The following is a 24961-nucleotide window of genomic DNA, read 5'->3' as shown; positions in this document are numbered from 1 at the left end:
ACGGATTACTTGAGGGTAACCGTGGCGCCTGCCTCTTCGAGAGCAGCCTTGGCCTTCTCGGCGGTCTCCTTGTTCGCGCCCTCGAGCACGGCCTTGGGAGCGCCGTCGACGACAGCCTTGGCCTCGCCGAGGCCGAGCGAGGTGAGCTCGCGGACGGTCTTGATGACCTGGATCTTCTTGTCGCCAGCGGCCTCGAGGATGACGTCGAAGGAGTCCTTCTCTTCCTCAGCCTCAGCAGCGCCTGCGCCACCCGCAGCGCCGGCGACGGCGACGGGAGCAGCAGCGGTGACCTCGAACTTCTCCTCGAACGCCTTCACGAAGTCGTTGAGCTCGATGAGGGTCAGGCCAGCGAACTGCTCGAGCAGCTCTTCGGTGGTGAGCTTCGCCATGATGTATCTCCTAGATAGATGGTTTTTGTTGAACGAGATCGCCGGTCGCTTACGCGGCCTCTGCGGTCTCCAGCTTTTCGCGAAGAGCATCGATGGTGGCCGCAGCCTTGCCCATCGTGGCCTTCATCATGCCCGCAGCCTTCGCCAGCAGAACCTCACGGCTCTCGAGCGAGGCGTACTTGTTGACCTCGTCGGCGTTCAGGGCGTTGCCCTCGAAGATGCCGGACTTGATCACGAGAAGCGGGTTGGCCTTGGCGAAGTCACGCAGAGCCTTGGCAGTGGCGACGAAGTCACCGTGCACGAACGCGACGGCCGACGGACCCTTGAGGTCGTCGTCCAGCGCGGTGATGCCAGCCTTGTTGGCGGCGATCTTGGTCAGCGTGTTCTTCACCACGGCGTACTCAGCGTCCTGACGGATGCTGTTGCGCAGCTCCTTGAGCTGGGCAACCGTCAGACCGCGGTACTCGGTCAGCAGAACGGCGGACGAGTTCTCGAATGACTTCGTGAGCTCGGCAACCGATGCATCCTTCTGCGCCATGGTCACTCCTTGATGTGTTCGGGATGCTCCACGACGGTGGAGCATCGGCCTCGACCACGCGGTGCCCTGAAAATGAGAAGAGCTCCGGCGCAAGCGCACGGAGCTCAGAGAAGTTCGTGACACCTGCGCGGGCCCCTGCATTGCAGAGCTTCGACCGTCTTGCACTCACGCGCACGACGATGACCAGCGGTCTTCGGTTGCCCCCACTCTACCCCACCCCCTCTCCTCCCCCCAAATCCCCCCTTCCCTCCCTCCCTCCCCTCGTCGAGTGCACATGATGTCGACGAGTGCACGACTTCTCAACGCGGATTTCTCGTTCGGTCGACGAGTGCACATGAAGTCGACGCCAGCGGAGCGAGGAAGGGAGAGGAGGAAGAGGGGAGGAAGAAGGGCTAGGAGGGGGAGAGACCGAAGGCGGCAAGACGCAATGCCAGAGCGCGAGGAGTCTTGATGTGCGAGGTGTCCCAGCGCGCGAAGCGCCAGTGAGTGGTACCGCGGATCCAATCCTCCCGCTGCTTCTCTTCGAGGACCACCTGCTCGACGGGCTTCCCTGATCGCAGAGCAGCGTCGACGTACTTCTGCCGACCGTCGAACTCTCCGAACGCTCGGAGACCCCGCAGGCCGAAGTCGACGAAGTACGCCCTGCCGTCGGGTCCGTCGACTCGAACCTGCAGCTCGGGCGACTCGAACCCGAGACGGAACAGTTGCAGGCGGCTGACACTCTCCCCTGGCGACTCCGCGCGCCCGTCGGCGAACACGCTCACCCACCGCGCCTGGCGGATTCCCCTCACGCCGGCCCCGCGCTCCAGGCGTTCCCGCAGGCCCTGCCGCCATGACGTGCGAGCATCCTGATCCCACTCCCGGCCGCGCGAGGCCATCTGCCTCTCCCCCGCATCCGCCACGGCGACCGCAGCCTCGAGAGGCAGCTCCCGGATCAGGTCGAACACCGTTCGCGCGAGCCCGGTGCACCGGATGCCGCCGACGACACTCACGTCGTCGACCCGCAACGGGGAGACGTGTCTCCGCACATCCGGCGAGCTCGAGATCCTATGCGGAGCATCCGTCGTCATGTGCACGCGCGTCAGCCGCATCCCGTAGAGCGGAAGCCCCCAGAGCACCGCCGCCGATGAGTGCGACATGACGGCCGGGCCACGAGCGTCGCGCGCCACAGCGATGACGTGAGCGCGGTGGCGTTCCTCTTCCCAGAGCTTCTCCCGTTCCCCCGAGTCGATGAACCACCCGCGACGAAGCTGATGGAGAGCTCCGTCGCGCACCGCCCCGGCGATCTTCCGATCGGTCCATCCGTTCACGAGCAGGTCGGCGCGCGAACGCACATGGTGCGAGAGAGTGAGCCCGGCGGTTCCATCCATGCCTCATGCTGCGCACCTCCGCTCCCTCCCCCACCCCTTTCTCGCCCACCCCTTCACGCTCTGTGGACAACTCCCTCACTCCCTACTCCTGTGGAGGACCAACGAAGCCCCGTCGAGTGCATGTGAAGTCGACGAGTGCACGGCATCCTGACGTGAATCTCGTGTGCACTCGTCGAGTTCACGGGAAGTCGAGGCCAGCGCGGCAGGACAGGCAGGGAACGAGAGAGGGATGCCGGGGTGCGGCGTGTACGGGGACGGAGGGTCGGAAGTCGGGGTTAGGGTCGAAGGGTGAATCCCGAACTCCAGGCACGCATCGTCGCGGACTCCCGCGACCGTGTCGCGTGGATGCGGGCCCGGTCGCGCGGGATCACCGCGACCGACGTCGCCGGACTGACCAGCGAGAGGTCGATCGCGCGCGCTGCGGACTCCAAACTCGGCGGAGGACCCCGCTTCGGCGGCAACGCCTACACCGATCACGGACGTCGGCGCGAGCCCGAGATCGCCGCCTGGGTCGCGGCGACCCACGGCATCCTCCCCTCGTCCGCGCTGTTCCGCGCCGAGGTCGAGCATCGCCACCTCGCGACCCCCGACGGCATCGCTGTGGACGGCGACGGGCGCATCCGCCTCGCCGAGATCAAGACCACGAACAAGCCGTTCCGCGGCATCCCGCGCACCTACCTGCGACAGATCTGGTGGCAGCAGCACGTGCTGGGCGCCGAGCGCACCCTGTTCGTGTGGGAGGAGCACGTCGACTTCTCGCCCGTGCACGACGAGCCGAAGTCCGTGTGGATCGACCGCGACGACCGCGAGATCGCGAAGCTCGTCGGACTCGCCACCGCCCTCATCGACGAGCTGTACCGGCGCACCACCGGACAGCAGGTGCCGAGCAGGGAGATGGATGCCGCGGCCAGCCGTCGCGAGCAGCTCCGCGAGCGCGACGCGTTCCGCGCGCTGGCCCTCGCCGACTGAGCGGTCTCCGGCACTGATCCGCGCCGCCGGCGGCGTCACGCACAAGAGCATCCCCGACACCGACCTGGCCCCAACGGCGGCGTCACGCACGACAGCATCATCCGACGCCGACCGTGCCCCGCCGGCGACGTCACGCACGAGAGCGTCCTCCGACGAGGCCGTGCGCGAGCACGGACGTCGACCCGCACCCTCTCCCCGGCCGCGCCGTCGCGACCGGACGATCGCTCGTCGCTCAGGTGCAGGTGTTGTTGCCGCCGAGCCCGAGGAGTCCGCCGACCGACAGCGTCCTGGTGGCCGCCCCGGGCGAGACCCATTGCGTGCCGGCGAACGTGTCGACCTTCACGGGGTTCGTGGCGCCGAGGAGGGACCCCAGGAGGGTGTTCAGCAGGCCGGAGGAGATGACAGAGGTGTAGGTGTACGGTCCGGTCCCGCTCTGCGTGATGTTCGCCTGGTCCACAACCACCGTCTTGATCATGAGGCGCTGGAAGACCTTGTCGTTCGGCGAGGTCCAGACGATCGTGACCCCGGTGAACGTCCCCAGGAAGCTCGTGACCGTGCAGCTCGTGATGACGGGAGTCGCCAGGGTGATGCCGGTGAACGTCGCCGTCGCGTACTCCGAGTCTGTGAAGTACGCCTCGGTCTGCTGCACCGGCGGCGCGATCGCCAGACCGATGAGCAGCGCGAGACCCGCGAGACCCGCGGTGAGCCGCCGGCCGTTCACGAGTCCTCATCCTCTCCGCGCGGCCTCCGCCGACGCGCGACGAGGAGCACCGCGCCGACCACGACGAGCACGGCCCCTCCGCCGAGGATCCAGAGCACGACGGGCGACATACCCGTGGTTGCGAGCCCGCCGTCCGGTCCGATGACGGCCGACTCGCCGGCCCCGTGCGCATGGACACGGACCTCGGTGCGCCCGCCCTCGTCGTCCGCGGCGAGCGCGATGGAGAGCCTGAGGTGCCCGACCTCCGTGTCGGCCATCTGTGCGAGCGCGATCTCCGCTCCGTCGCGCGGGATGCTCCATCCGGTGCGCAGGATCGTCGAGCCACCGGGGCATCCGCTCGGGGTCCACGCGCTCATGCAGAGCGAGGCGTCGACCACCAGCGAGGCATCTCCGCTCGCGCTCACCCCGATCGTGACGGTGCCGGGGTCGGGGGCATCCGCGCTGACGGCGACGTCCCACTGCACGGGCGCTCCGGGCAGCAGGGATGCCGCGGCGTCCCAGTCGGCGACGGACACCAGCCGCAGCACCTGCCCCTGCACGACCTGCGTCGACGGGGCCGCCCACGCCGGGCTCGCGCCGATCGAGCCGAGCACGACCAGCGCGGCGACGGCGACGACACGGCTCCTCATGTCGGCATCCGCTCTCGCCGCCGTCCGTCGCGCGGCCAGAACGCCCATACGACGAGCACGGCCGCAGCCACGGTGATGCCGCCGAGCACGAAGGGGTTGCCCATCGCGACGATGACCGTGGCGATGCCCGGAACCGAGAACAGCACGGTCCGCACGGAGCTCACGGTGTACGGGAAGGGGTCTTCCGTGGCGTTCGCGTCGCCCTTCAGCGTGATCACGCGCTCGGCATCCGTCGCCCCGGGGACGATCGTCGTCACGCGGTGCGTGACCGGGAGCTCGCCCTCGCGGTCCACGGTCACGACGTCGCCCACCTCGACCTCGGCCGCGGGGATCCGCTGCACGACGGCGACGGATCCTGCCGGAATGGTCGGCGACATCGATCCGGTCTTGAACATGATCAGTGTGATCCCGGCGGTGTAGGCGAGGACCACCAGCACGATGCAGACGACGCCGCCGATCGCGGCGATCCAGAGCAGCAGGTCGGCGAGCACCTTTGCGGGTCCGCGGCGGGGAGAGGATGCCGCAGCGGGCGCACCGAGGGGCGGCTCCTGCCCCCGCAGGCTCCGCCTCGTCACCGCCGTGCTCATCGTCTCGTCCTCCCGCCGCTCTCCCGTCGAAGGCATCCGCTAGGTCGACGTCCCCAGCAGTATCCAGGTCTGGATGGCCGTGAGGCCCTGCGCCGTGTTCGGGGCGTCGGACTTCAGCGTCACGGCGAAGCAGTAGTTGATCTGGTTGCCGCCGGCTGCGAGCAGCGCCTGCGCCGAGGCGGCGCCGACCGTCAGCGCCGTGCCGTCGGCCACCACCACCGTGCCGCCCGCGTAGGCACTGGAGTCGCACGTGGTGCCGGAGATGGTCTTGACCCCGTACGTCATGGAGGGCGCGAGACCCGTGCCGCCCGTGGTGCCGGCCGTGACCTGCACGTTGCCCTTGACGGAGCTCGCTGACGTCTTGACGCTGAACAGCGCGTACACCGTGTTGCCCGGTGCCATCCCGCTGAACGGGGCGGTGAAGGACAGCGCGGCCGGCGAGCCGACGGGGTGGTTCGTGAACGTCCCCGTGCCCGTCGTCGAGCCGACGATATCGAAGCTGCCCGACGTGAAGGTCGCCGCCCCGTATTCGGAGTCGTTCCATGCGGCGAGCGTCGCGGCTCCGCCCACGCCGAGCACGAGTCCACCCGCGAGGATGGCTCGGATTCGGCGGGAACGCAGCCGCTTCGCGTCCCGCATGTCCCTGCGGGTCACCATCAGAGGCTCAGTTCGAGGTCGCCGTGAACTTCCAGGTGGCCGTCGTCGCGAGGGTCTGCTCCAGGTTCGCGTCGGCGGTGACCTTGAAGCACAGCTGCACCGCGGTGCCGGCCGTCGACACGTTCGGCCCCTGCGAGAGAGCGATCGGCGTCACGCCTGTCTGCACGTCGAGCGTCGCACCCGTCGCGACAGGAGTGCCCGTCGCGGAGGCCGCGTTGCAGGTCGCGCCCGGCGCCAGCTGGTACACCGAGTACGAGAGGTGGTCGCTGTTCGACGTCGCCGCGGCGTCTGCCGTGGTGCCGTTGGCCGAGAGGCTCGCGCCCGTCGTGGTGCCGGCGGCGAGGCGCACCCAGAAGCCCGAGTACACGATGTTTCCCGGAGCGAGGTTGCTCACGGGAACGGTGAACGCCAGTGTCGCGGCGGTGTCGCCCTTGTCGACGTTGTGGTCGCTGTAGTTCGCGTCGCCGGTCGCCGATCCCTCAAGGTTGAACGCGCCGGCCGTGAAAGTGCCGTTCGCGAACTCGGAGTCGTTCCATGCCGCGAGCGTGACCGCGGTGCCGATGCCGAGCACGAGACCTCCTGCGAGCACCGCCAGGACCTTGCGCTGAGTTGCCGTTGTTGCCATGTCAGATTCCCCCTCAGGAATGCCGGGTGTACGACGGCGGAGTGCATCGTGGACGGCCGCCCCTCAGTGACCGGCATCCGCTCGTCCCCCACATCATCACCCAGTGGGAGCCCTCCCACAAGGGATGCAGGTCACGATTGCACACCGGAATATCTGTTTCTCACCAATATTCCGGTTTCGATGGACGACGGCGGTGACGGTGCACTAGAACTTAGGGGAAACGGAGGCCCCCACCCACGGTCTCCGCCCACATGAGTCCTGAGGGGGACGGTATGGAACCGAGACGAGCGCGCCGCGCTGCCACGAACAACAGAACGCGGAAGGTCGTCGCGATCGTCGCCGCGGCCGCCGTCGCAGGGGTGGGAGCGTCCCTGAGCCTCGCGGCCTGGAACGACACCGAATGGCTCTTCGCCGGCGCCGGGACGGAGCCCGGCATCAGCACCTCCTCGTTCGAGCTCGAACAGCTCGCCCTTCCGGCATCCGGAGCAGCCCCCGGTTCGACCGCGTGGGCGGACTACGAGACGAACCCGGGCAACGGCGTGACCTTCACGCTGTCGGATCTCACGCCCGGCGACTCGACCTATGCCCTCATCGCCGTGCGCTCCTCGGCGGACTCGCTGGGCGGCACTGCCACCCTTGCAGCCGCCACCGCCGCGGCCGGCGTGACCGTGGCGGATGCCGGCGGCCACCTGTGGAACGCCACCGACGTGCGCGTCTCCACCTGGAGCGGCGCCGACCTCGCCGCCACGAAGGCGTGCAACGCGGCGACCTTCGGCAACGTGGCGAACACCACGATCGCGACCGGCGATCTGGGTGCGAGCGGCGGCACGGCAGCGCAGACGTACGCGGCGGACTCCGGCAACGTCAACTTCTACTGCTTCGAACTGACCTTCACGGTTCCCGGAGTGCTGCCGTCCGGCATCACCACGGTCGACGACTACATGGGCCGCAGCATCGCGCCCGCGTGGAAGTTCGACGCCGCGTCCGCCTGACCCCTCGGACTATGACCTCCACCGCAGAGGACCTGCGAGACCGCGAGGTCGATCAGGGACTGCGCCGACGCGATCGTTCCAGACGGCCGCGTCGGCGCCGCTCCCTCCTCCCCGCGATCCAGAACGTGCTCGTGTGGCTGCTGGGCGCCGTCGGGGCGATCGCCATCGCCTGGCTCGTCACCTCGTGGGCGCTCGGCCTCCATCTGGTGATCCTCGCCACCGGCTCGATGTCTCCGACCATGCCCGCGGGCACCGCGGTGATCGAGAGGACCGCGGATGCCGCAGACCTCGGCGTCGGCGACGTCGTCAGCGTGCCTCGCGCCCATGACGACCAGCTGGTGACCCACCGGATCGTGGCGATCGGAGACGAGGAGGCGGACCGCAGGACGCTCACGCTGCGCGGGGACGCCAACGACGCCGATGACGCCGAGCAGTACGTCGTCACGCGTGCGGGGGTCGTGCTGTTCGCGATCCCCGGACTCGGGTTCGTGCTCTCGGCCGTGACCTCGCCGATCGGCCTCGCGGTGCTGGGCCTGGTGCTCGCCGGCGCCGTCCTCTGGGTGCTGTGGCCGAGCAGACGATGACGGTCATGACACGTCGAGACCGGTTCCGCCGCATCGTCGGCGGGACCCTGATCGTCGTGTGCGCGGGTGCGGGGGCGGTGCTCGCCGGAACGGCCGCAGCCCAGGCGGCGCCGTTCTTCACCGACCCCGGCCAGTCACCCGGACATCTCACGCTGGAGACATCGCCGTGGATCGTCCGCGACGCGCAGAGCGCCCACGCGCTCTCCCCGGGTGAGTCCCTCGTGCTGTCTCCGGGCGATCGGGGGTACTGGGAGATCCGCGCCGCCCACGACGACCCGTCCGGGCCCGCGACTCTGTCGGTCGTGCTGACGGCCGAGGGAGAGCTCGCCCGCGACCCGCAGGGTCTGCGGGTCGTGTTCCAGCAGTGCCTCACGGAGTGGACCGGGATGCCGTCCGGCACTCCGACGTGCGCCGCTCCCGGCGGTGCGACGACGCTGCCCCCGGCGACGGCATCCGCCTCCTCCCCGCGCACCTACCTCGTAGATCTCGCCGCCGGATCGGCGCAGCACATGCTCGTCACGGCGACGCTCGACGGAATCCCTGCCGACGAGGAGGGCAAGGGCCTCGACGCGACCGTGGGCGTCGGCCTCACCGCCGCCCGCACGGACGCGGCCGCTCCGCCCGCCGGCGGACCGCTCGCCGCCACCGGCATCGACGGGGTCGCCCTGCTGCAGATGCTCGGGGTCGCGCTGGCCGCCGTGGGCGCGGGCATCGGAGTCCGGATGCTGCGCCGCACCGAGCCGACGGAGGATGCGACGTGAACCGCCTGCGCGCGTGGCTCGCCGTCGGTGCCGTCGCGATCCTCGCCGTGCCCGTGGCGACCTCCACCTCTCTGGCGAGCTGGCGGGACGCCGAGTGGGCGCACGCCGCGCCCGTCGGAACGTCCTCGCTGAGGTGCGGGACCGACACCGGCTTCTCGGCCACATCCGCCGGCCGCCAGGTCAGCGGCACTCTGCTCGGCACCGATCTCGACACCGTCGCCGCCGTCAACGGCGTCCGCGACGCGATCGACGGCGCGCTCACCGAGACCTACTCCCCCGCGCAGAACGCGCACGACCTCGACCCCGGTTCGACGACGACGTTCACCAGGGCGACCTCGCTCAACGTCGGCATCCTCCCCGCTCCCCTGGCGACGGTGTCGCTGCCGACCATCCAGGCAGCCGTGCCCGACTTCGCCGTCGGCACCCTGTCGCAGTACTCGCAGGTGACGCCGAAGGGCCTCGCGACCGGAGCGACAGGAGCGGTGACCAACCAGTCCGGCATCGCGACGATCGGCGAGTACGGATCATCCACCCCGCCGCGCACGGGCTCGCTGACGCTGAACGGCGTGCTCGGCAGCGCGATCACGTCGAACCTGACGAACGCCGCGCTCGACATCGGCGCGGTGTCGGCCCTGTCCCGCGTCGACGGCTGCGATGTGCTGCGCGAGGCGACGTGGGACGTACCGGCCGCAACGACCGCCGTCGCCCGCGACTACGACATCGCGGGGCTCGACCTCACGCTGACGGCTCCCGTGCTCTCCGGGCTCGTCGGGCAGGTCGACACCTCGGTCACCCAGCTCCAGGCCAAGCTGAACGGACTGCAGGCCTCCCTCTCGTCCGGCATCACCGGAGTGCTCAATCAGCTCCATCTCGACCTCGGCGTCCTCAGCGTGTCGACCGCGGGCTCCGGGGTGTCGGTCACGAACATCCCGCAGGTCGCGCCGGCGGTCTCCGCCCTCCTCGCAGGCTTCTCGGATGCCGACGGCATCGTCACCCTCAGCCCCCGCGACGGTCTGATCAGGGTGAACCTCGCACGGCTGCTGAACGGCGCGAACGGGCTGAACGACCTCGCTCCGAACACGCAGTTCCTGCTGACGCCCGCGGTGCTGACGAACATCGGAACGCGCGTGACGAACCTGGTGACGGCCTGGCGGACCCAGGTCATCAGCGCTCTCACCACGGTCGCCGGCCTGCCGAGGGTCAAGATCGACGTGAGCGCGGAGGTCAAGGCCACCGTCGCCGGGATCCCTCCGCTCATCCCCGACGTGGTGATCAAGGTCGCCGATGTGAAGATCAACCTCGACGCGAACCTCGGCGCGCTGCACACCTCCGGCACGTCACTGCTGAACGCCGGCGTGAGCGTCACGATCGTCGACCTCGGCATCCTCACCCCCGTGCTCGGGGCTCTGCTCACTCCCGTTCTCGCGCTGCTCAATCCCCTCGTCGGCACGCTCCGCAACGTCATCAAGGCCGTCGTCGACGACGTCTTCTCCGTGGTCACCGCCCTCGACGGCGTGCTCGCCGCCGGCGTGCCCGTCGTCGCGAATGCCGTCGCCGCGGTCTTCGGCGCGCTCGCTCCGATCTTCTCGCTGTACGTGAACGTGCAGCCCGATCGCCCGAACGCGCCCCCTGTCTCGCCCTTCATCCCTGCCACGAGCACAGCGACAGCGGAGTACAAGGTCACGGCGCTGCGCATCGGGCTGCTCGACGCGCTGCTGCCCACGAGCGTGAATCTGGGCACCGCGTCGGCCGGGCCGATCTCGCTGCCCTAGGTCCCGCGCCTCCGACGTGTCGTCTCGCCGCGCTCGCTCAACGACCGGCGGGGCGCGGGCCCTGCCCCGGTCGTTGAGCGAGGAGCGCAGCGACGAGACGAAACGACGCCTCTCGCGTATGTAGTTGACCTATCTCAACCATTCGGCGTATAGTTGACGAAGTTCAACTATCTCGTGCGCGCCAGAGCTGTCGCAGCATCCCCCTCCGACTGCGAAAGGCCTTCTGCATGACCACGGATTCTCCCGCCGGAATGACGCACCGCCAGGTGCTCGAAGCCCTCACCGGGCTCCTTCTCGGCATGTTCGTCTCGATGATCGCCGGCACGGTGGTCTCCACCTCGATGCCCGTCATCGTCCACGATCTCGGCGGCGACCAGGCCGCCTACACCTGGGTGATCACCTCCACGCTGCTCACCACGGCGATCTCGACCCCGATCTGGGGCAAGCTCGCCGACCTCTTCAACCGCAAGCTGCTGATCCAGATCGCGATCGTGATCTTCGTGCTCGCGACCGCCGCCGCGGGTTTCGCGCAGGACACCGGCATGCTCATCGCCTTCCGCGCCGTGCAGGGACTCGGCGCCGGCGGCCTCGCCGCCCTCAGCCAGGTCATCATGGCCGACATCATCAGCCCGCGCGAACGCGGCCGCTACATGGGCCTGTTCGGCGCGGTCATGGCCGTCGCCACCGTCGGCGGACCGCTGCTCGGCGGCTGGATCACCGACAGCATCAACTGGCGCTGGAACTTCTTCGTCGCACTGCCCTTCGCCGTCGCGGCCCTGATCATCCTGCAGAAGACCCTCCACATCAAGGCCGAGCGCACCCGCAAGGTCTCGGTCGACTACGTCGGCATCGTGCTGCTCTCCGCCGCCGTCTCGCTCCTGCTGATCTGGATCACCAACGCCGGCACGAACTTCGACTGGTGGGGCATCGAGACGATCCTCATGATCGGCGGGGTCCTCCTCGCGACGATCCTGTTCATCATCGTCGAGCTCAAGGTGCGCGAGCCGCTCATCCCGCTGACGCTGTTCCGCGGACGCACCTTCACCCTCTCCGTGCTCGCCTCGATCTCCATCGGCGTCGCGATGTTCGGCACCTCCGTCTACCTCGCGCAGTACATGCAGCTCTCGCGCGGAGCCTCGCCCACCGAGGCCGGTCTCATGACGCTGCCGATGATGGCGGGACTCCTCATCTCGTCGATGGTCGTCGGTCAGCTCGTGACCCGCTACGGAAAGTGGAAGGGCTACCTGATCCTCGGCTCCGTGCTGCTGATCGCCGGCTCCTCCCTGCTCTCGACGCTGCACTACGACACGAACTTCGCGCTCGTCTCCGTCTACATGTTCCTCACCGGCGCCGGCGTCGGCATGACGATGCAGAACCTCGTGCTCATCGTGCAGAACGTCGCCAAGCCCACGGAGATCGGCGTCGCCTCCTCCGGCGTCACCTTCTTCCGCAGCCTCGGCGGCACCATCGGCGTCTCGGTCATGGGCGCCTTCCTCGCGAACAAGATCACCGATCTGTTCACGAACGGCAAGGAAGACCTGATGGCCGCGATCGCCCAGACCGGCGACAAGGCGCAGGAGGTCGCCACCGCGCTCAGCAGCGGCACGGTTCCCGAAGTGCGTCTGCTCCCCGAGCCCGTGCGCTCCCTGGTCGAGGACTTCTACGCCCAGGCGATCTCGCACGCATTCCTCATCGGCATCCCTCTGGCCGTGCTGAGCCTGATCGCGATCCTGTTCCTCCCGAACAGGCCGCTGACCCGCATGACGACCAGCGAGCGCGCCAAGGCGGAGGCCGGCTCCGACGACGAGCACCGTGTCGTGGAGGAGGCCGCCGACGTCGCGATCGCCGACGCCGAGGCTCTCGCGGGCGCTCCGACCGGTACAGTGCAGGTTGTGTCCCACCGCACCGGCGAAGCAGCATCCGATGGCAGAGTCTGAGTCCTCTGAGGCGCGGGCCGTCGCGGTCCGCGCCCTCGAGGCGGAGTTCAGCGAGCTCATCACGAACTTCCGTCGGGTGCTCCTGGAGAACGCGAACCGGGTCAGTCCGGGCATGCTCCCCGGCGCGTACAAGACGCTGACCACGATCGCCCGGTGCGAGCAGGTCACGGTGTCGACGCTCGCGGAGCGGATGCTGTCGGACAAGGGCCAGGTGAGCCGCACGGTGCGCGAGCTGGAGGGCCTCGGACTCGTCGAGCGCTCCGCCGACCCGAGCGACGGCCGCTCCTTCCTGCTGCGGCTCACCCCGCACGGGGAGGAACGTCTCGCCCAGGCCCGGCTGCCGCAGGAGGGCCTGCTCATGACGACGCTCACCGACTGGAGCGTCACGGACATCGACAACCTCACGCACCTGCTGCACGCTCTGGTCTCGGGCGCGACGCCGAACCGCTAGCCGAGCACCCGACCGGCCTCGGCGGCGATCTCGGCCGCGATCGTGTCGAGCAGCGTGCTGCGCAGGTTCCACTGCTGCCAGTACAGCCGCACGCGCAGCGTCGGGCCTCCGAGCGGGACCAGCCCGTGCGCGCCCTGCAGCAGCGGGAGCATCCCCCAGCCGAGGCCGAACTCCACCGCGAGGGCGTAGTCGTGCGAGGCGGGCACGTAGTGCCGCGGCACCGACTGATGCGAGACCTTCATCGCTCTGAGCCACTCGTGCTGCAGGGTGTCCCTGCGGTCGAAGTCCACGAACGGCGCCGCGCCGAGCGCGTCCCGGGTGACTCCCTCGGGGAACCAGCGGGCGGCGAAAGAGGGTTCGGCCATCGCCCGGTACTCGAGCACGCCGAGCGGCGACACCGAGCATCCGGCGACGGGGGCCTCCTCGCTCGTGACCGCAGCCATGACGGCGCCCGACTCCAGCAGGCGAGCGGTGAAGTTCTGATCGTCGCGATGCAGGTCGAAGTCGATCGCGTGCTCCGCCGACAGCCGGGCGAGCGGCGGCAGGAACCAGGTCGCCATCGAGTCGGCGTTCACGGCCAGCGGGATGCTGATGCGCGCGCCCTCCTCGTCGAGGCCGAGTCCCGAGAGCGCGTCGTGCTCCAGCAGCGCGACCTGGCGGGCGAGGCGCACGACCGCCTCACCGGCCTCGGTGAGCTGCACGGGCTTCGTGCGCACCACGAGCACCCGCCCCAGCTGCTGCTCCAGCGTCTTCAGCCGCTGGCTCACGGCGGAGGGCGTGATCCGCAGTCGTCGGGATGCCGCATCGAGCGTGCCCTCGTCGGCCACCGCCGCGACGGTGGCCGCCAGTTCGGGATCGATTCGCATAGTAAGTGATGCTAATGGTTCACAAGGAATCTTCGCTGGTGCTTTCGCTTGCGCGTTCGTAGCGTGGAACCATGCTCACCGTGCTCGCCGGTCTCGGACTCGGCCTCTCCCTCATCGTCGCCATCGGCGCCCAGAACGTGTTCGTGCTGCGTCAGGGCATCCGCCGAGAGCACGTGCTGGCGGTCGTCATCATCTGCGCCGCCTCCGACGCCGCCCTCATCGCCGCCGGCGTCGCGGGTCTCGGCTTCGTGATCTCGGCGGCGCCGTGGCTCGTCGTCGTCGCGCGGTGGGCCGGAGCCCTGTTCCTGCTGGCCTACGGTCTGCTCGCGGCCCGTCGAGCCTGGCGCGGCGGCGAGCACCTCACCGTGGACGAACCGGGCGCCGCGGCATCCGGCTCCGACGCCGGCCCCACCACGCTCACCCGGACCCGGCTCGCACCCGTGGCGCTCACCACTCTGGCCCTCACCTGGCTGAACCCGCACGTCTACCTCGACACGGTGCTGATGCTCGGCTCGATCGCCGCCACGCACGGCGAGCAGCGGTGGCTGTTCGCGGCGGGGGCCATCGCGGCCAGCATCCTGTGGTTCACCGCCCTTGGCTTCGGCGCGCGCTATCTCGGACGCTGGCTGCGCACAGCGCGGTCCTGGCGCATCCTCGACGGCGTGATCGCGGTCGTGATGATCGCGCTGGCCGTCTCGCTCGTGCTGCCCGTCCTGGGCGGCTGACGCGCAGTCTCCACTTCGGATTCCACCGGCCGCGCAGAAGGCTCCGGTCGCGAACTCGGCTCCGAAACCAGCCTCAGCTCGACCAGGTTTGCGACCGGAACGCGACGCGGTTTGCGACCGGAACGCGGTCAGGCGCCGTCGAGGGGGCGCAGGATGCGCGTCAGGAACCGCTGCGTGCGCTCCTCGCGGGGAGCCCCGAACACCTCGGCCGGCGGCCCCTCCTCCACGACGACGCCGCCGTCCATGAACAGCACGTGATCTGCGGCCTCGCGGGCGAAGCTCAGCTCGTGGGTGACGACGACCATGCTCCATCCCTCGTCGGCGAGCTCCTTGATGACCAGGAGCACCTCGCCGACCAGCTCCGGGTCGAGCGCGCTGGTCGGCTCGTCGAACAGCAGGAGATCGGGCTTGAGGGCGAGAGCGCGCACGATGCCGACGCGCTGCTGCTGCCCGCCGGAGAGCTGGTGCGGGCGGGCGTCCGCCTTGTCTTCGAGACCCACGCGAGCGAGCAGGACCCTGGCCTCGGCGATCACCTCCGCCTTCGGGCGCCCCTGCACCCGCCACGGCCCCTCGATCACGTTCTCCAGCACCGTGAGGTGCGGGAAGAGGTTGTGGTGCTGGAACACCATCGCCGAGCGGTCCCGCAGTGCGAACCTCAGCTTCTGCGGAACCTTCGAGGAGAAGTCGACCTCTGGCCCGCCGTCGACGAGGATCGTGCCCCCGTCGGGCGTCTCGAGTCCGTTCAGCGAGCGAAGCACGGTCGTCTTGCCCGATCCGCTCGGACCGATCAGGACGACGACCTCGCCGCGGTGCAGCGTGAGGTCGATGCCCCGGAGCACCTCGTTGTCGCCGAACCGCTTGTACAGCTGCGATGCGGCGAGAAGGGGCGTGGATCCGCTAGTGCGCGACACGACTGTCGAGCCTCCTCTCGAGGGCGCCCTGCCCGAAGGACAGGACGAGGCAGAACACCCAGTAGACGAGCGCGGCGGCGAGGTAGAGCGCCATGAACTCGTAGGTCGTCGAGGCGATCTGCTGCGCGACCTTGAACAGCTCGGTCACGAGGATGAGAGACGCCAGCGATGTGTCCTTCACCAGCGAGATGAAGGTGTTGGACAGCGGGGGCACCGACACGCGCGCAGCCTGCGGGAGGATGATGCGGGTGAGCGCTCGCGAGCGGTTCATGCCGACCGTGTACGCGGCCTCCCACTGCCCCTTCGGCACCGACAGGATCGCGGCCCGCACGATCTCCGCACCGTAGCCGCCGACATTCAGCGACAGGGCGATGATCGCGCTGGGCCACGGGTCGATCGTGATCCCGATCGACGGCATCCCGTAGAAGATGACGAACAGCTGCACGAGCAGCGGCGTCCCGCGGATGACCGAGATGTAGAACCGCGCGGCGTTCGACAGCACCGGATTGACCGAGATCCGCATCAGCGCGATCCCGACCGCGATCAGCAGTCCGATCGCGAACGAGATCAGCGCGAGCGGCACCGTCACCGTGAGCCCGGCGAGGGCGATCGGCCCCAGCGAACCCAGGAAGAGCTGCCAGACGCTGTCGGGAGAGTCCATCGGCTACTCGGTGACGTCTTCGCCGAAGTACTTCTTGCTGATCTCCGCCAGCGTGCCGTCGGCGCGGAGCTCGTCGAGAGCCTTGTCCACGGCGGCGACGAGGGTCTTCTTGTCCTTGGTGAACGCGAAGGCCTGCTTGCCGGCCTCATCGGTCTCCGCGGCGATCTTCAGCCCGGTGGGACCGTCGGTGGTCTCGTAGTCGAGGAACGTGAGCTTGTCGTTGATGGTCGCGTCCACGCGGCCCTGGCGGAGCAGCGCGACGGCCTGCGCCCAGCCCTCGACGCCCTCGACCTTCGCCCCCGACTCCGTGGCGAGGTCGTTCCAGTTGCTGGTCAACGACTGAGCCGTGGTCTTGCCCTTGAGGTCGGCGAAGGAGCTGATCGAGTCGTCATCCTCCTTGACCACGATCACCCCGGGCGACACCGTGTACGGGGTGCTGAAGAGGTACTGCTTCTCGCGCTCGTCGTTGATGGTGACCTGGTTGGCGATCACGTCGAAGCGACCGGCATCCAGCCCCGCGAAGATCGCATCCCACTGCGTCTCCTGGAACTCGACCTTGAGACCGAGCTTGTCGCCGACGGCCTGGATGATCTCGACGTCGTAGCCAGTCAGGTCGCCCGTGCCGCCGTCGGCGTGGAAGCTGAACGGGCGGTAGGTGCCCTCCGTGGCCACCGTGAGGGTGCCGTCCTTCACGAGTCCGAAGTCGGCGCCCTCCGCGCTCGACGAGCTGCTCGACGCCGGTGCGGTGGAGCCGCTGCAGGCGGTGAGAGCGGATGCTGCGAGGACGAGTGCCGTGACGGCGATGAGGCGACGGGACATGTGCTTACCCTCCTGGGTGCGTGAGCGCGGATGCTGTGCGCGCGTTTTCGAGCGAATCTCACCCTATGCACGAGTCCGCGATATGTCGCATCTCGTGACGTTCCGTGTCGGGGTGCCAGCCTACTCCAGGACGCAGAAGAGCCCCCGCCGTGACGGCGGGGGCTCTTCGAGAGCGAATCAGGCTCAGATGGCGTTGACGTCCAGCGGGATGCCGGGGCCGAACGTGGTCGACACCGCACCCTTCTGGATGTAGCGGCCCTTGGAGCTGGACGGCTTGAGGCGGACGATCTCCTCGAGCGCTGCGCCGATGTTCTCGTTCAGCTGCTCGGCGGTGAAGGACGCCTTGCCGACGACGAAGTGCACGTTGGCGTGCTTGTCGACGCGGAACTCGATCTTTCCGCCCTTGATCTCCTCGACGGCCTTGGCCGTGTTCGGGGTCACGGTGCCGGTCTTCGGGTTCGGCATGAGTCCACGCGGACCCAGGACCTTTCCGAGACGACCGACCTGGCCCATGAGCTCCGGGGTGGAGACGGCCGCGTCGAACGCGGTCCAGCCGCCGGCGACCTTCTCGATGAGCTCGGCGCCGCCGACCTCGTCTGCACCAGCGGCGATCGCAGCCTCGGCAGCGGGGCCGGTGGCGAACACGATGACGCGGGCGGTCTTGCCGGTGCCGTGGGGCAGGATGACGGTGCCGCGCACCATCTGGTCTGCCTTGCGGGGGTCGACCGAGAGCTTCAGCGCGACCTCGACGGTCGAGTCGAACTTCGACGATCCGGTCTCCTTCGCCAGGGCGACAGCCTCAGCGGGAGTGTAGAAACGGTCTGCCTCGATCTTCTCGGCGGCAGCCTTGTAAGCCTTGGACTTGGTAGCCATGATTATTCTCCTCAGCCCTCGACCGTGATGCCCATGGAACGGGCGGTGCCGGCGATGATCTTCGAGGCGGCCTCGATGTCGTTCGCGTTCAGGTCGGCCTGCTTGGTCTCGGCGATCTGACGGACCTGGTCCTTGGTGATCTTCGCGACCTTGACGGTGTGCGGGGTGGCAGAGCCCTTCTGGACGCCTGCGGCCTTCTTGATGAGCTCCGCAGCCGGCGGGGTCTTCAGGATGAAGGTGAAGCTGCGGTCCTCGTAGACGGTGATCTCCACGGGGATGACGTTGCCGCGCTGCGACTCGGTCGCGGCGTTGTACGCCTTGCAGAACTCCATGATGTTGACGCCATGCTGACCGAGCGCGGGGCCGATCGGCGGCGCCGGGTTGGCTGCACCGGCGTTGATCTGAAGCTTGATCAGGCCGGTCACCTTCTTCTTCGGTGCCATTCTCTTTCCTTTCGTCGAATCGGATGCCGAGGCATCCGCTTCTCCCACAGATCCGGCCTCTCCGGATCGTGGTCGTCTGCGCGCACGCCGAAGCGGCACACAAACCACATGAGTCTACCCGATGCCGACGCCCATCGCGACTCGACTGCTCCGCCCTCCCCTCGGCCGCGCGCGAACGTGCGGAGAGGATGCCGGCACACGCACGAACGGCCGCCCCGGAAGGGACGGCCGTTCGCAGCGAAGCGTATGTCAGATCATCTTGGTGACCTGGTCGAACGACAGCTCGACCGGGGTCTCGCGCTCGAAGAGGGAGACGAGCACCGTGAGCTTGCCGCTCTCGGGCTTGATCTCGCTGATCGAACCGGGAAGACCCGCGAACGAGCCCTCCTTGATCGTGATGGTCTCGCCGACCTCGAAGTCGACCTCGGCCTGCACGGGGCGTGCGACGGCGAGGCCGCCCTTGGCCGCGATGTTCTTGGCGGTCGGGACGTCCTTGACCTCGACGAGCGCCTTCAGCATGTTGAAGGCCTCCTCGAAGCGCAGCGGGGTCGGGTTGTGCGCGTTGCCGACGAAGCCGGTGACACCGGGCGTGTGGCGGACGACCGACCAGGTGTCCTCGTTGAGCTCCATGCGCACCAGCACGTAGCCGGGGATGCGCACGCGGTTGACCATCTTGCGCTGGCCGTTCTTGATCTCGACGACGTCCTCCATCGGGACCTCGATCTGGTAGATCTCGTCCTCGACCTCGAGCGTCGACTTGCGCTGCTCGATGTTCGCCTTGACCTTGCGCTCGAAGCCGGCATAGGAGTGGATGACGTACCACTTGCCGGGGAGCATGCGGAGGTCCATGCGGAAGGCCTCGTACGGGTCCTCCTCGGCATCCTCGTCGGATGCCTCGTCCTCGTCGCCCTGCTCGTCGTCGGCGCCGAGGTCGGGGCCGTCGTAGGGGGTGACCTCCTCGGCCGCAGCGGCCTCGAGGTCGGCGGCCTCCTCGGCCACGGAATCGTTGAGGACCTCAGCGGCAGCCTCAGACTCAGCCGCTTCGTCCAGGTTGAGAGCGTCGTTCACGATCGCGTCCGCCTCCGGGTCGTCGATGTCGATGTCGTCTGCAGCGCTGTCGTCGCTCTCGTCCTCATCTTCGATGTGGATGGCGACGTGCTCGGCCGAGGTGACCGAGAACTCCTCCGCTGCGAGGACGTTGCCCTCCTGGGCTTCGTCCTCCTCGCTGGACTGCTCTGCAGCGGTCGCCCAGTCGGCGTCGTCGGAATAGCGTTCAGACACGTTGTTTCTTCTCCAAGTGTGCGGCCGAAGCCGCGGGGCATCAGGTGCCGGGAACCCCGAACACCACGTGCGTCAGCCACGCGAACAAGGTGTCCAGTCCGTAGACGATGCCCATGACGATGAGAACGAAGACGAGCACCACCGCGGTGAACTTGATCAGCTCCTTGCGGGTCGGAGTGACGACCTTGCGGAGCTCAGCGATGACCTGGCGGAGGAACAGGGCGATGCCGCCGAAGAACCTGGCGAAGAAGCCGCGCTTCTTCTCACGGGTGGCACCGGCCGCGACGACTTCGCCGCGCGGTTCGTCCTGATCCATCCTGAATGTACCTTTCGTGTGTCAGCGTTGCGCTGACGCGCAGGGCGGACAGGAATCGAACCTGCAACCTGCGGTTTTGGAGACCGCTGCTCTGCCAATTGAGCTACCGCCCTAGAGACCGGTTGGTCTCGGGGTCGTCATCCGCCGCCCTCCTCCGCGCACTGATCGGTGGATCGGGGCACAGCGAAAGATTGCAGACAACAACTGCTCCACCAGCATACGGCATCCGCGCGGCGCTCTCGAACCGCTGCTCCGAATGCCGTTGTTGTTAGGCTCGGCAGGCGGGTGTATGCGGAGGGAGCCCACGTGAGCGCAGAGGTGCAGCAGTTCCAGGTCGATCTGCGCGGCGTCGTCGACCTGCTCAGCAGGCACATCTACTCCAGCCCCCGCGTCTATCTGCGCGAGCTGCTCCAGAACGCACGCGACGCGATCACGGCCCGCAGGGACGTCGACGGGGCGGGCGGACGCATCACGATCTCCCCTCTGACGGATGCAACGGGCGAGTTCGTCCTGCGCGATGACGGGGTGGGACTGACCGCATCCGAGGTCGCCGATCTGCTCGCCACCGTGGGGCGCTCCTCCAAGCGCGACATCTTCGACATGCCCCGCAGCGACTACCTCGGCCAGTTCGGCATCGGCCTGCTGAGCTGCTTCATGGTGGCCGACACGATCGTGATCCGCTCCCGCAGCGCGCGCGGCGGCGCCTCCGTCGAGTGGACCGGCAGCGCAGACGGCACCTTCCAGGTCGTCGAGATCGATGAGGAGCTGCCGATCGGAACCAGCGTGCACCTCGTGCCGCGTTTCGACGCCGACGAGCTGCTCCGTCCCGCCGCCGTGCGCGAACTCGCGACGACGTTCGGCGAGTTCCTCCCGGTGCGGGTCACGGTCGACACCCCGTCCGGTGAGATCGACATCACCCGCCCTGCACCCTTCCTCGACGGAGCCCCCGAGGACGCGGTGCAGTACGGTCGCGATCTGCTCGGCGCCGGCCCCCTCGACGTCATCGAGCTCGCGGAGCCCGCGACCGGCACCCGCGGCCTCGCCTACGTCCTCCCCTTCGCCCCGCCGCCGGGCGCCAGGCAGGCGACGCGCATGTACCTGGGGCGCATGCTCCTCTCCGAGCGCGTCGACGACGTGCTGCCGGACTGGGCGTTCTTCGTGCGCGCGGTGGTGGACTCCACCGGCCTCGCCCCCACAGCGAGTCGTGAGTCGCTCGTGGAGGACGCGGCCCTCGAGCGCGTCCGGGAGCAGCTCGGCGCCGGCATCCGCCGCTGGGTGCTCGAGCTCGGCCTCAGCGAGCCCCACCGTCTCGCGCAGTTCGTCGCGATCCACGAGGTCGGGCTGAAGTCCCTCGTGCGGCACGACGAGGAGCTCGCGAAGTTCATCACCCGCTGGCTCACGCTGGAGACCACGCACGGCACCATGCGCATCGGCGACCTCGCCGAGAGGTATCCGCACGTGCGCTTCGCCGCCACGGTCGACGAGTTCCGCCAGGTCGCGGGCATCTCGCCGAGCTCCGAGATCCTGGTCAACGGCGGCTACCTCTTCGACGCCGACCTCGTCCGCCTGCTCCCGGAGCTCTATCCGGGGGTCACGATCGAGCAGGTGGACGTGACGGGCGAGCTCGACAGGCTCGACCCTCCCCCGCTCGACGACCGTGAGGCCGCGGTGGCGCTGGAGTCCCGCGCCGGCTCCGTGCTCGCGGCATCCGGCTGCGCCGTCGTCGTCCGCTCGATCGATCGCACCGACCTCACCGGACTGTACGTCGCCGACCCCGAGGTGCTGCGCGCCATCGATCGCAAGCGCACCAAGGGCATCACCGGGTCGCTGTGGGGCGGAGTGCTCGACCGCATCGACTCGACCGTGTCCTCCACCCGCGACGACGATCTCAGCGCGCGTCTGTGCCTGAACTGGTCGAATCGCGTCGTGCGGGCGCTCGTGCGCGTGCACGACGACGCGGTCTTCGCCCGCACGGTGCAGCTGCTCTACATCCAGGCGCTGCTCGCCGGACACCATCCGCTGTCCGACGCGGACCGTGCACTGATGACCAGCGCACTCGCCGATCTCGTCTCGCTCTCGGCGGGCATCGAGGGCGACGCGATCCCCTTCGAGGGCTACTGAGCCCCTCCGCACCGCGCACACATCGAGAGAACCTCCGAAAGGCACCCTCATGGCACGTCCCAAGAAGCGCTTCCAGCAGCTGCTCGAGGAGATCGACCGCACCCCCTGGGGTCCGGCCGAGCAGGCCCTCGTCTCGGATGCCGTCGCGCTCGCGCTCGAGATCGGCGACGAGCGGCTCGAGTACGAGGCGCGGATGCGGCAGACCGCGTCCGCGAACATGAACGGCGCCACCGACGTGATGCTGAACTCGTTCGCCTGGTGCCTCGCGCACCACGACGCCGACCCGCAGCGCTTCCCCTCCGACCTCGACTACGGCGGCGCCGACCTCATGTGGCAGTTCAAGTGGATGGCCTCGGCGCTGCGCTCCTCCCCCGCGTTCTCGGTGGAGCAGATCTCCGCGGTGCTCGACGACATGGAGGCGCACTACCGCACGGCCGGCCTCGGCCTCAGCGGCGTGCTCACCGCGCGCTTCGAGGACGCGTGGGATGCCGGCCGCATCGACGACGCCGAGACCCTCAGAGTGCAGCTGGAGGCCACCCCGCGCGACGAGCACAGCCACTGCGACGCGTGCGGGCGCAGCCAGTTCGCCGGGTTCTTCGCCGACACCGACCGTGACGACGAGGCCATCCGGCTCGTCGAGGAGATGATCGAGGGCGGGTTCTCCTGCGGCGAGGAGCCCGAGCACGCTCTATCGCGCGCACTGCTGCCGTATCTCCGCGCCGGACGGCCCGATGACGCCAAGACCGCCCACCTGCGCAGCTACCGCCTCGCCAAGGACAACCCCGACAACCTCCGCATCGTCGCGAACAACATCGTCTTCGCCGCGATCACCGGCAACGAGGCCCGTGCGCTCACCATGGTCGAGCGGCACATCGCGTGGCTCGCCCACGACGGCCTCAACGTCGATGCGCACTTCGCCGCGCTGGCCGCGTTCGCCCTCGCCCTCGACCGCGTCACCGCGGCCGGCCACGGACAGACCCCCGTGCGGGGAGCGGATTCCGCCGCCCTGGTGCCGCTGTTCGGCGAGCGCGAGGGCGTCTGGAGCGCCGCCGAGCTCGCCGCTGCGTCCTGGGCCGCCGCCGAGCGCATCGGGAGCGCCTTCGACGAGCGCGACGGCACCGACGGCCACGCCCGCAGTCTCGCGCGCATGCGAGCCCTCGGTTCCGTGCAGTACGACGTGCCGATCCGCTCCGACGCCTTCGTGGAGACGGCGCCCGCCTCGACCCCGCTCGACGCCGACGGCTGGTTCGAGCGCGCCATGAACCTCGGGCAGTACGGGGCGGAGAAGGAGACGCTCGACGCACTCGGCCGCGCGCTGGAGAGCGAAGACCCCGCCAAACGCGCCCAGCTGCTCTCGATGCGCATCGGCATCCTCGTCGCCCTCGATCACGCCGAGAAGGCCGCAGAGGTGCTCCCCTCCCGGCTGGAGGCTCTGCGTGCAGCGGGTCTGAGTGCGCAGGCCGACCTGGAGGAGCGCCTCGGCCTCGCCACCTTCGGCCTGAACACCCCGGAGAGCGCGGAGGGCCTGGAGCGCGAGCTCGGCGCCGATGACGGCCTCCCCGCCTGGTCGCGCGGAGACCTCGCGCTCAGCCGCGCGTCTCTGCACCTCATGGCCGACGAGACGGATGCCGCGCTCGACCTCGCCGAGCGCGCCGCGCGGCACTTCGCCACGGCCGACGACGCGCGCCTGTCGAACACGACCACGCTGGTCGCGCTGTCCGCCGTGCTGGGCAAGGGCGACCTGGAGGCCGCGTCCGTGCTGCTCGAGCGGTTCCTCGCGCAGGACGACCTCAGCATCGGCCACCGCGCCCGTGCCCTGCAGACGCGGGCGAGGCTGCGCGGAGGCAACGAGGAGTACGCGCTGGGTGCGGCGGACGCCGACGAAGCGTGCCGACTGCTCGCCGGACTCGGCGCGACGTCGGCGCTCGGTTCGGCGCACCTGCTCGCGGGAGCGCTCTGGGAGGACGCAGGAGACCCCGAGAAGGCGCTGGCCCGCTACCGCGTGACCTCGCGGATCGCCGAGCAGGAGGACGGCGACCGCGCGGGGGCGGACTTCCGCCTCGCGCGCGCCATGCTCGCGGTCGGCGACGCGGAGGAGGCCGCGGAGCTCTTCGGCACGGTGCTCGAGCGCGAGGAGCAGGGCGAGGTCCCTGCGGGTTCGCGCGCGATGACCGCCTCCATGCTCGCGCGGGCGCTCGCTGCAGCGGGTGAATTCGGGCAGTCCGTCGGCGCGTACGGATACGCCGCCGAGCTCTACGGCGAGGCCGAGCAGCACGCAGACCAGGCGCTGTCGCTGTTGGAGCGGGCGAAGATCCTGGCCCGGTTCGACGAGCACGACGATGCGATCGAGCTGCTCGAATCGGCATCCGAGATCGTCCGGAAGGACCCCGAGGCCATCGGCACGCTCGCCGACGTGCTCCACAACCTCGGCCAGGCCTACGGCGGACGTCAGGACGAGCGCGCCTTCGCGCTGTTCGACGAGGTGGCGGCGCTCGCCCAGGAGCACGACGCCGGATGGCTGCTCGCCGACGTGACCGACTCGCGCGGCCGGGCTCTCGGCAGCCTCGGGCGCATCGATGAGGCCGTCGCCGCGGCGCTGACGGCATCCGACGGCTTCGCAGGACTCGGAGACGTCGGGTCCGCAGGCGGTTCCGAGCTGTTCGCCGCCCGGCTGCTCGCCGGCAACGAGCGCGGCGCCGATGCCGTGCCGCTGTACCGGGCCGCGCTCGATCACGGTGCGGAGTTCCCGCAGCTGCGCGAGGTCGCGGCTCTGGAGCTGGGCACGCTGCTGGAGTCCCTGGGTCGCACGTCCGAGGCCGCCGAGGTCCGCGCTCTCCTCGACTGAGTCGCGCGTCCTGGTGCGGCCGAGCACGCGTGCCAGGGCGTGCGCGCTCGTCGTGTCGCGCGCTCTCGTACCGTCGCGCGCCCTCATTCAGAGACGCAGAAAGGGGGTGGATGCCGGC

Annotated in this window: 26 protein-coding genes and 1 tRNA gene; 10 read left to right on the top strand and 17 right to left on the bottom strand. The window is 69.2% G+C overall.

What is annotated here, in order from left to right; all coding sequences use genetic code 11:
* Positions 1 to 5 precede the first annotated feature (5 nt).
* The 3 genes from rplL to LC438_RS05050 all read right to left on the bottom strand — a co-directional run bounded on the left by rplL (position 6) and on the right by LC438_RS05050 (position 2297).
* Positions 6 to 389, bottom strand: a complete 384-nt coding sequence (gene rplL, locus LC438_RS05060; RefSeq protein ID WP_105674159.1) for a 50S ribosomal protein L7/L12 — start codon at positions 387 to 389, stop codon at positions 6 to 8.
* 49 nt (positions 390 to 438) lie between these two features.
* Positions 439 to 927 (bottom strand): 50S ribosomal protein L10, encoded by a 489-nt coding sequence (gene rplJ / locus LC438_RS05055; protein WP_105674161.1) that lies wholly within the window; start codon positions 925 to 927, stop codon positions 439 to 441.
* 392 nt (positions 928 to 1319) lie between these two features.
* The gene (locus LC438_RS05050; protein ID WP_105677540.1) at positions 1320 to 2297 is read right to left on the bottom strand and encodes a hypothetical protein; all 978 of its coding nucleotides are present in this window, start codon (positions 2295 to 2297) and stop codon (positions 1320 to 1322) included.
* A gap of 288 nt (positions 2298 to 2585) precedes the next feature.
* On the opposite strand from LC438_RS05050, the gene LC438_RS05045 reads away from it, so the two are divergent.
* Complete coding sequence (locus tag LC438_RS05045) at positions 2586 to 3266, top strand: YqaJ viral recombinase family protein (RefSeq protein WP_105673543.1); 681 nt, start codon at positions 2586 to 2588, stop codon at positions 3264 to 3266.
* Positions 3267 to 3498: 232 nt separating this feature from the next.
* Here LC438_RS05045 and LC438_RS05040 read toward each other — a convergent pair whose 3' ends face one another.
* The 5 genes from LC438_RS05040 to LC438_RS05020 are packed head-to-tail and all read right to left on the bottom strand — an operon-like array spanning position 3499 to position 6485.
* Positions 3499 to 3987 (bottom strand): hypothetical protein, encoded by a 489-nt coding sequence (locus tag LC438_RS05040; protein WP_105673545.1) that lies wholly within the window; start codon positions 3985 to 3987, stop codon positions 3499 to 3501.
* Complete coding sequence (locus LC438_RS05035) at positions 3984 to 4616, bottom strand: hypothetical protein (protein ID WP_223586010.1); 633 nt, start codon at positions 4614 to 4616, stop codon at positions 3984 to 3986. The genes LC438_RS05040 and LC438_RS05035 overlap by 4 nt, the downstream gene beginning before the upstream one ends.
* Positions 4613 to 5203, bottom strand: coding sequence for a signal peptidase I (locus LC438_RS05030; protein WP_223586009.1), 591 nt, complete (start codon positions 5201 to 5203; stop codon positions 4613 to 4615). Before LC438_RS05030 ends, LC438_RS05035 begins: the two co-directional genes overlap by 4 nt.
* 39 nt (positions 5204 to 5242) lie before the next feature.
* Complete coding sequence (locus LC438_RS05025) at positions 5243 to 5860, bottom strand: SipW-dependent-type signal peptide-containing protein (protein ID WP_223586008.1); 618 nt, start codon at positions 5858 to 5860, stop codon at positions 5243 to 5245.
* 7 nt (positions 5861 to 5867) lie between these two features.
* Positions 5868 to 6485, bottom strand: a complete 618-nt coding sequence (locus tag LC438_RS05020) for a SipW-dependent-type signal peptide-containing protein (RefSeq protein ID WP_223586007.1) — start codon at positions 6483 to 6485, stop codon at positions 5868 to 5870.
* A 272-nt stretch (positions 6486 to 6757) separates the two neighbouring features.
* On the opposite strand from LC438_RS05020, the gene LC438_RS05015 reads away from it, so the two are divergent.
* From LC438_RS05015 to LC438_RS04990, 6 genes are all read left to right on the top strand, one after another.
* Positions 6758 to 7477, top strand: a complete 720-nt coding sequence (locus tag LC438_RS05015) for an acyl-CoA dehydrogenase (protein ID WP_105673552.1) — start codon at positions 6758 to 6760, stop codon at positions 7475 to 7477.
* An 11-nt stretch (positions 7478 to 7488) separates the two neighbouring features.
* Entirely contained in the window at positions 7489 to 8061 is a 573-nt protein-coding gene (locus tag LC438_RS05010) for a signal peptidase I (RefSeq protein ID WP_105673554.1), read from the top strand.
* 5 nt (positions 8062 to 8066) lie between these two features.
* Positions 8067 to 8822: a hypothetical protein gene (locus tag LC438_RS05005; RefSeq protein WP_146114278.1), complete on the top strand. Its 756-nt coding sequence runs from the start codon at positions 8067 to 8069 to the stop codon at positions 8820 to 8822.
* Positions 8819 to 10594, top strand: a complete 1776-nt coding sequence (locus LC438_RS05000; protein ID WP_105673558.1) for a choice-of-anchor G family protein — start codon at positions 8819 to 8821, stop codon at positions 10592 to 10594. Before LC438_RS05005 ends, LC438_RS05000 begins: the two co-directional genes overlap by 4 nt.
* A gap of 227 nt (positions 10595 to 10821) precedes the next feature.
* A complete protein-coding gene (locus LC438_RS04995) occupies positions 10822 to 12531 on the top strand; it encodes an MDR family MFS transporter (RefSeq protein WP_105673560.1) in 1710 nt (569 codons plus the stop codon).
* On the top strand, positions 12518 to 12982 hold the full coding sequence (locus tag LC438_RS04990; RefSeq protein WP_105673562.1) for a MarR family winged helix-turn-helix transcriptional regulator: 465 nt from the start codon (positions 12518 to 12520) through the stop codon (positions 12980 to 12982). The genes LC438_RS04995 and LC438_RS04990 overlap by 14 nt, the downstream gene beginning before the upstream one ends.
* Here the strand turns inward: LC438_RS04990 and LC438_RS04985 are convergent.
* Complete coding sequence (locus LC438_RS04985; protein WP_105673564.1) at positions 12979 to 13848, bottom strand: LysR family transcriptional regulator ArgP; 870 nt, start codon at positions 13846 to 13848, stop codon at positions 12979 to 12981. The two genes, LC438_RS04990 and LC438_RS04985, sit on opposite strands and share 4 nt — an antisense overlap.
* Before the next feature lie 71 nt (positions 13849 to 13919).
* On the opposite strand from LC438_RS04985, the gene LC438_RS04980 reads away from it, so the two are divergent.
* Positions 13920 to 14573 (top strand): LysE/ArgO family amino acid transporter, encoded by a 654-nt coding sequence (locus LC438_RS04980; RefSeq protein ID WP_105673565.1) that lies wholly within the window; start codon positions 13920 to 13922, stop codon positions 14571 to 14573.
* 128 nt (positions 14574 to 14701) lie between these two features.
* On the opposite strand, the gene LC438_RS04975 is transcribed toward LC438_RS04980, so the two are convergent.
* The 8 genes from LC438_RS04975 to LC438_RS04940 form a co-directional block, all read right to left on the bottom strand.
* Positions 14702 to 15484: an amino acid ABC transporter ATP-binding protein gene (locus LC438_RS04975; RefSeq protein WP_308116173.1), complete on the bottom strand. Its 783-nt coding sequence runs from the start codon at positions 15482 to 15484 to the stop codon at positions 14702 to 14704.
* Entirely contained in the window at positions 15471 to 16145 is a 675-nt protein-coding gene (locus LC438_RS04970; RefSeq protein WP_181155856.1) for an amino acid ABC transporter permease, read from the bottom strand. Before LC438_RS04970 ends, LC438_RS04975 begins: the two co-directional genes overlap by 14 nt.
* 3 nt (positions 16146 to 16148) lie before the next feature.
* Positions 16149 to 16964 (bottom strand): amino acid ABC transporter substrate-binding protein, encoded by an 816-nt coding sequence (locus tag LC438_RS04965; RefSeq protein ID WP_223586006.1) that lies wholly within the window; start codon positions 16962 to 16964, stop codon positions 16149 to 16151.
* Between the two features lie 183 nt (positions 16965 to 17147).
* Positions 17148 to 17837 (bottom strand): 50S ribosomal protein L1, encoded by a 690-nt coding sequence (rplA, locus tag LC438_RS04960; RefSeq protein WP_105673570.1) that lies wholly within the window; start codon positions 17835 to 17837, stop codon positions 17148 to 17150.
* An 11-nt stretch (positions 17838 to 17848) separates the two neighbouring features.
* Positions 17849 to 18280, bottom strand: coding sequence for a 50S ribosomal protein L11 (rplK, locus tag LC438_RS04955; RefSeq protein WP_105673572.1), 432 nt, complete (start codon positions 18278 to 18280; stop codon positions 17849 to 17851).
* 249 nt (positions 18281 to 18529) lie between these two features.
* Positions 18530 to 19561 (bottom strand): transcription termination/antitermination protein NusG, encoded by a 1032-nt coding sequence (gene nusG, locus LC438_RS04950; protein ID WP_105673574.1) that lies wholly within the window; start codon positions 19559 to 19561, stop codon positions 18530 to 18532.
* Positions 19562 to 19601: 40 nt separating this feature from the next.
* A complete protein-coding gene (secE, locus tag LC438_RS04945) occupies positions 19602 to 19877 on the bottom strand; it encodes a preprotein translocase subunit SecE (RefSeq protein ID WP_105673576.1) in 276 nt (91 codons plus the stop codon).
* Between the two features lie 40 nt (positions 19878 to 19917).
* A tRNA-Trp gene (locus tag LC438_RS04940) sits at positions 19918 to 19990 on the bottom strand.
* 193 nt (positions 19991 to 20183) lie between these two features.
* Between LC438_RS04940 and LC438_RS04935 the strand changes: the two genes are divergently transcribed.
* Both LC438_RS04935 and LC438_RS04930 read left to right on the top strand, forming a co-directional pair.
* Positions 20184 to 21998 carry an HSP90 family protein gene (locus tag LC438_RS04935; protein WP_223586005.1) on the top strand — a complete coding sequence of 605 codons (1815 nt, stop codon included), beginning with the start codon at positions 20184 to 20186 and terminating at the stop codon, positions 21996 to 21998.
* Positions 21999 to 22047: 49 nt separating this feature from the next.
* Positions 22048 to 24843, top strand: a complete 2796-nt coding sequence (locus LC438_RS04930) for a hypothetical protein (protein WP_223586004.1) — start codon at positions 22048 to 22050, stop codon at positions 24841 to 24843.
* The last annotated feature ends 118 nt before the right edge of the window (positions 24844 to 24961 follow it).

The organism is Microbacterium sp. OVT16B (assembly GCF_019969705.1).
Lineage (GTDB): Bacteria > Actinomycetota > Actinomycetes > Actinomycetales > Microbacteriaceae > Microbacterium > Microbacterium natoriense.
Note: the sequence above shows the minus strand (reverse complement) of the source record. Positions and strands in the feature narration are given on the sequence as shown.

What these genes read in the sequence shown, in the direction of transcription:
- rplL (WP_105674159.1), bottom strand. Translation starts at nt 389, where the DNA reads ATGGCGAAGCTCACCACCGAAGAGCTGCTCGAGCAGTTCGCTGGCCTG.
- rplJ (WP_105674161.1), bottom strand. Translation starts at nt 927, where the DNA reads ATGGCGCAGAAGGATGCATCGGTTGCCGAGCTCACGAAGTCATTCGAG.
- LC438_RS05050 (WP_105677540.1), bottom strand. Translation starts at nt 2,297, where the DNA reads ATGGATGGAACCGCCGGGCTCACTCTCTCGCACCATGTGCGTTCGCGC.
- LC438_RS05035 (WP_223586010.1), bottom strand. Translation starts at nt 4,616, where the DNA reads ATGAGGAGCCGTGTCGTCGCCGTCGCCGCGCTGGTCGTGCTCGGCTCG.
- LC438_RS05030 (WP_223586009.1), bottom strand. Translation starts at nt 5,203, where the DNA reads ATGAGCACGGCGGTGACGAGGCGGAGCCTGCGGGGGCAGGAGCCGCCC.
- LC438_RS05025 (WP_223586008.1), bottom strand. Translation starts at nt 5,860, where the DNA reads ATGGTGACCCGCAGGGACATGCGGGACGCGAAGCGGCTGCGTTCCCGC.
- LC438_RS05020 (WP_223586007.1), bottom strand. Translation starts at nt 6,485, where the DNA reads ATGGCAACAACGGCAACTCAGCGCAAGGTCCTGGCGGTGCTCGCAGGA.
- LC438_RS05015 (WP_105673552.1), top strand. Translation starts at nt 6,758, where the DNA reads ATGGAACCGAGACGAGCGCGCCGCGCTGCCACGAACAACAGAACGCGG.
- LC438_RS05010 (WP_105673554.1), top strand. Translation starts at nt 7,489, where the DNA reads ATGACCTCCACCGCAGAGGACCTGCGAGACCGCGAGGTCGATCAGGGA.
- LC438_RS05005 (WP_146114278.1), top strand. Translation starts at nt 8,067, where the DNA reads ATGACACGTCGAGACCGGTTCCGCCGCATCGTCGGCGGGACCCTGATC.
- LC438_RS04995 (WP_105673560.1), top strand. Translation starts at nt 10,822, where the DNA reads ATGACCACGGATTCTCCCGCCGGAATGACGCACCGCCAGGTGCTCGAA.
- LC438_RS04990 (WP_105673562.1), top strand. Translation starts at nt 12,518, where the DNA reads ATGGCAGAGTCTGAGTCCTCTGAGGCGCGGGCCGTCGCGGTCCGCGCC.
- LC438_RS04985 (WP_105673564.1), bottom strand. Translation starts at nt 13,848, where the DNA reads ATGCGAATCGATCCCGAACTGGCGGCCACCGTCGCGGCGGTGGCCGAC.
- LC438_RS04980 (WP_105673565.1), top strand. Translation starts at nt 13,920, where the DNA reads ATGCTCACCGTGCTCGCCGGTCTCGGACTCGGCCTCTCCCTCATCGTC.
- LC438_RS04970 (WP_181155856.1), bottom strand. Translation starts at nt 16,145, where the DNA reads ATGGACTCTCCCGACAGCGTCTGGCAGCTCTTCCTGGGTTCGCTGGGG.
- LC438_RS04965 (WP_223586006.1), bottom strand. Translation starts at nt 16,964, where the DNA reads ATGTCCCGTCGCCTCATCGCCGTCACGGCACTCGTCCTCGCAGCATCC.
- rplA (WP_105673570.1), bottom strand. Translation starts at nt 17,837, where the DNA reads ATGGCTACCAAGTCCAAGGCTTACAAGGCTGCCGCCGAGAAGATCGAG.
- rplK (WP_105673572.1), bottom strand. Translation starts at nt 18,280, where the DNA reads ATGGCACCGAAGAAGAAGGTGACCGGCCTGATCAAGCTTCAGATCAAC.
- secE (WP_105673576.1), bottom strand. Translation starts at nt 19,877, where the DNA reads ATGGATCAGGACGAACCGCGCGGCGAAGTCGTCGCGGCCGGTGCCACC.
- LC438_RS04930 (WP_223586004.1), top strand. Translation starts at nt 22,048, where the DNA reads ATGGCACGTCCCAAGAAGCGCTTCCAGCAGCTGCTCGAGGAGATCGAC.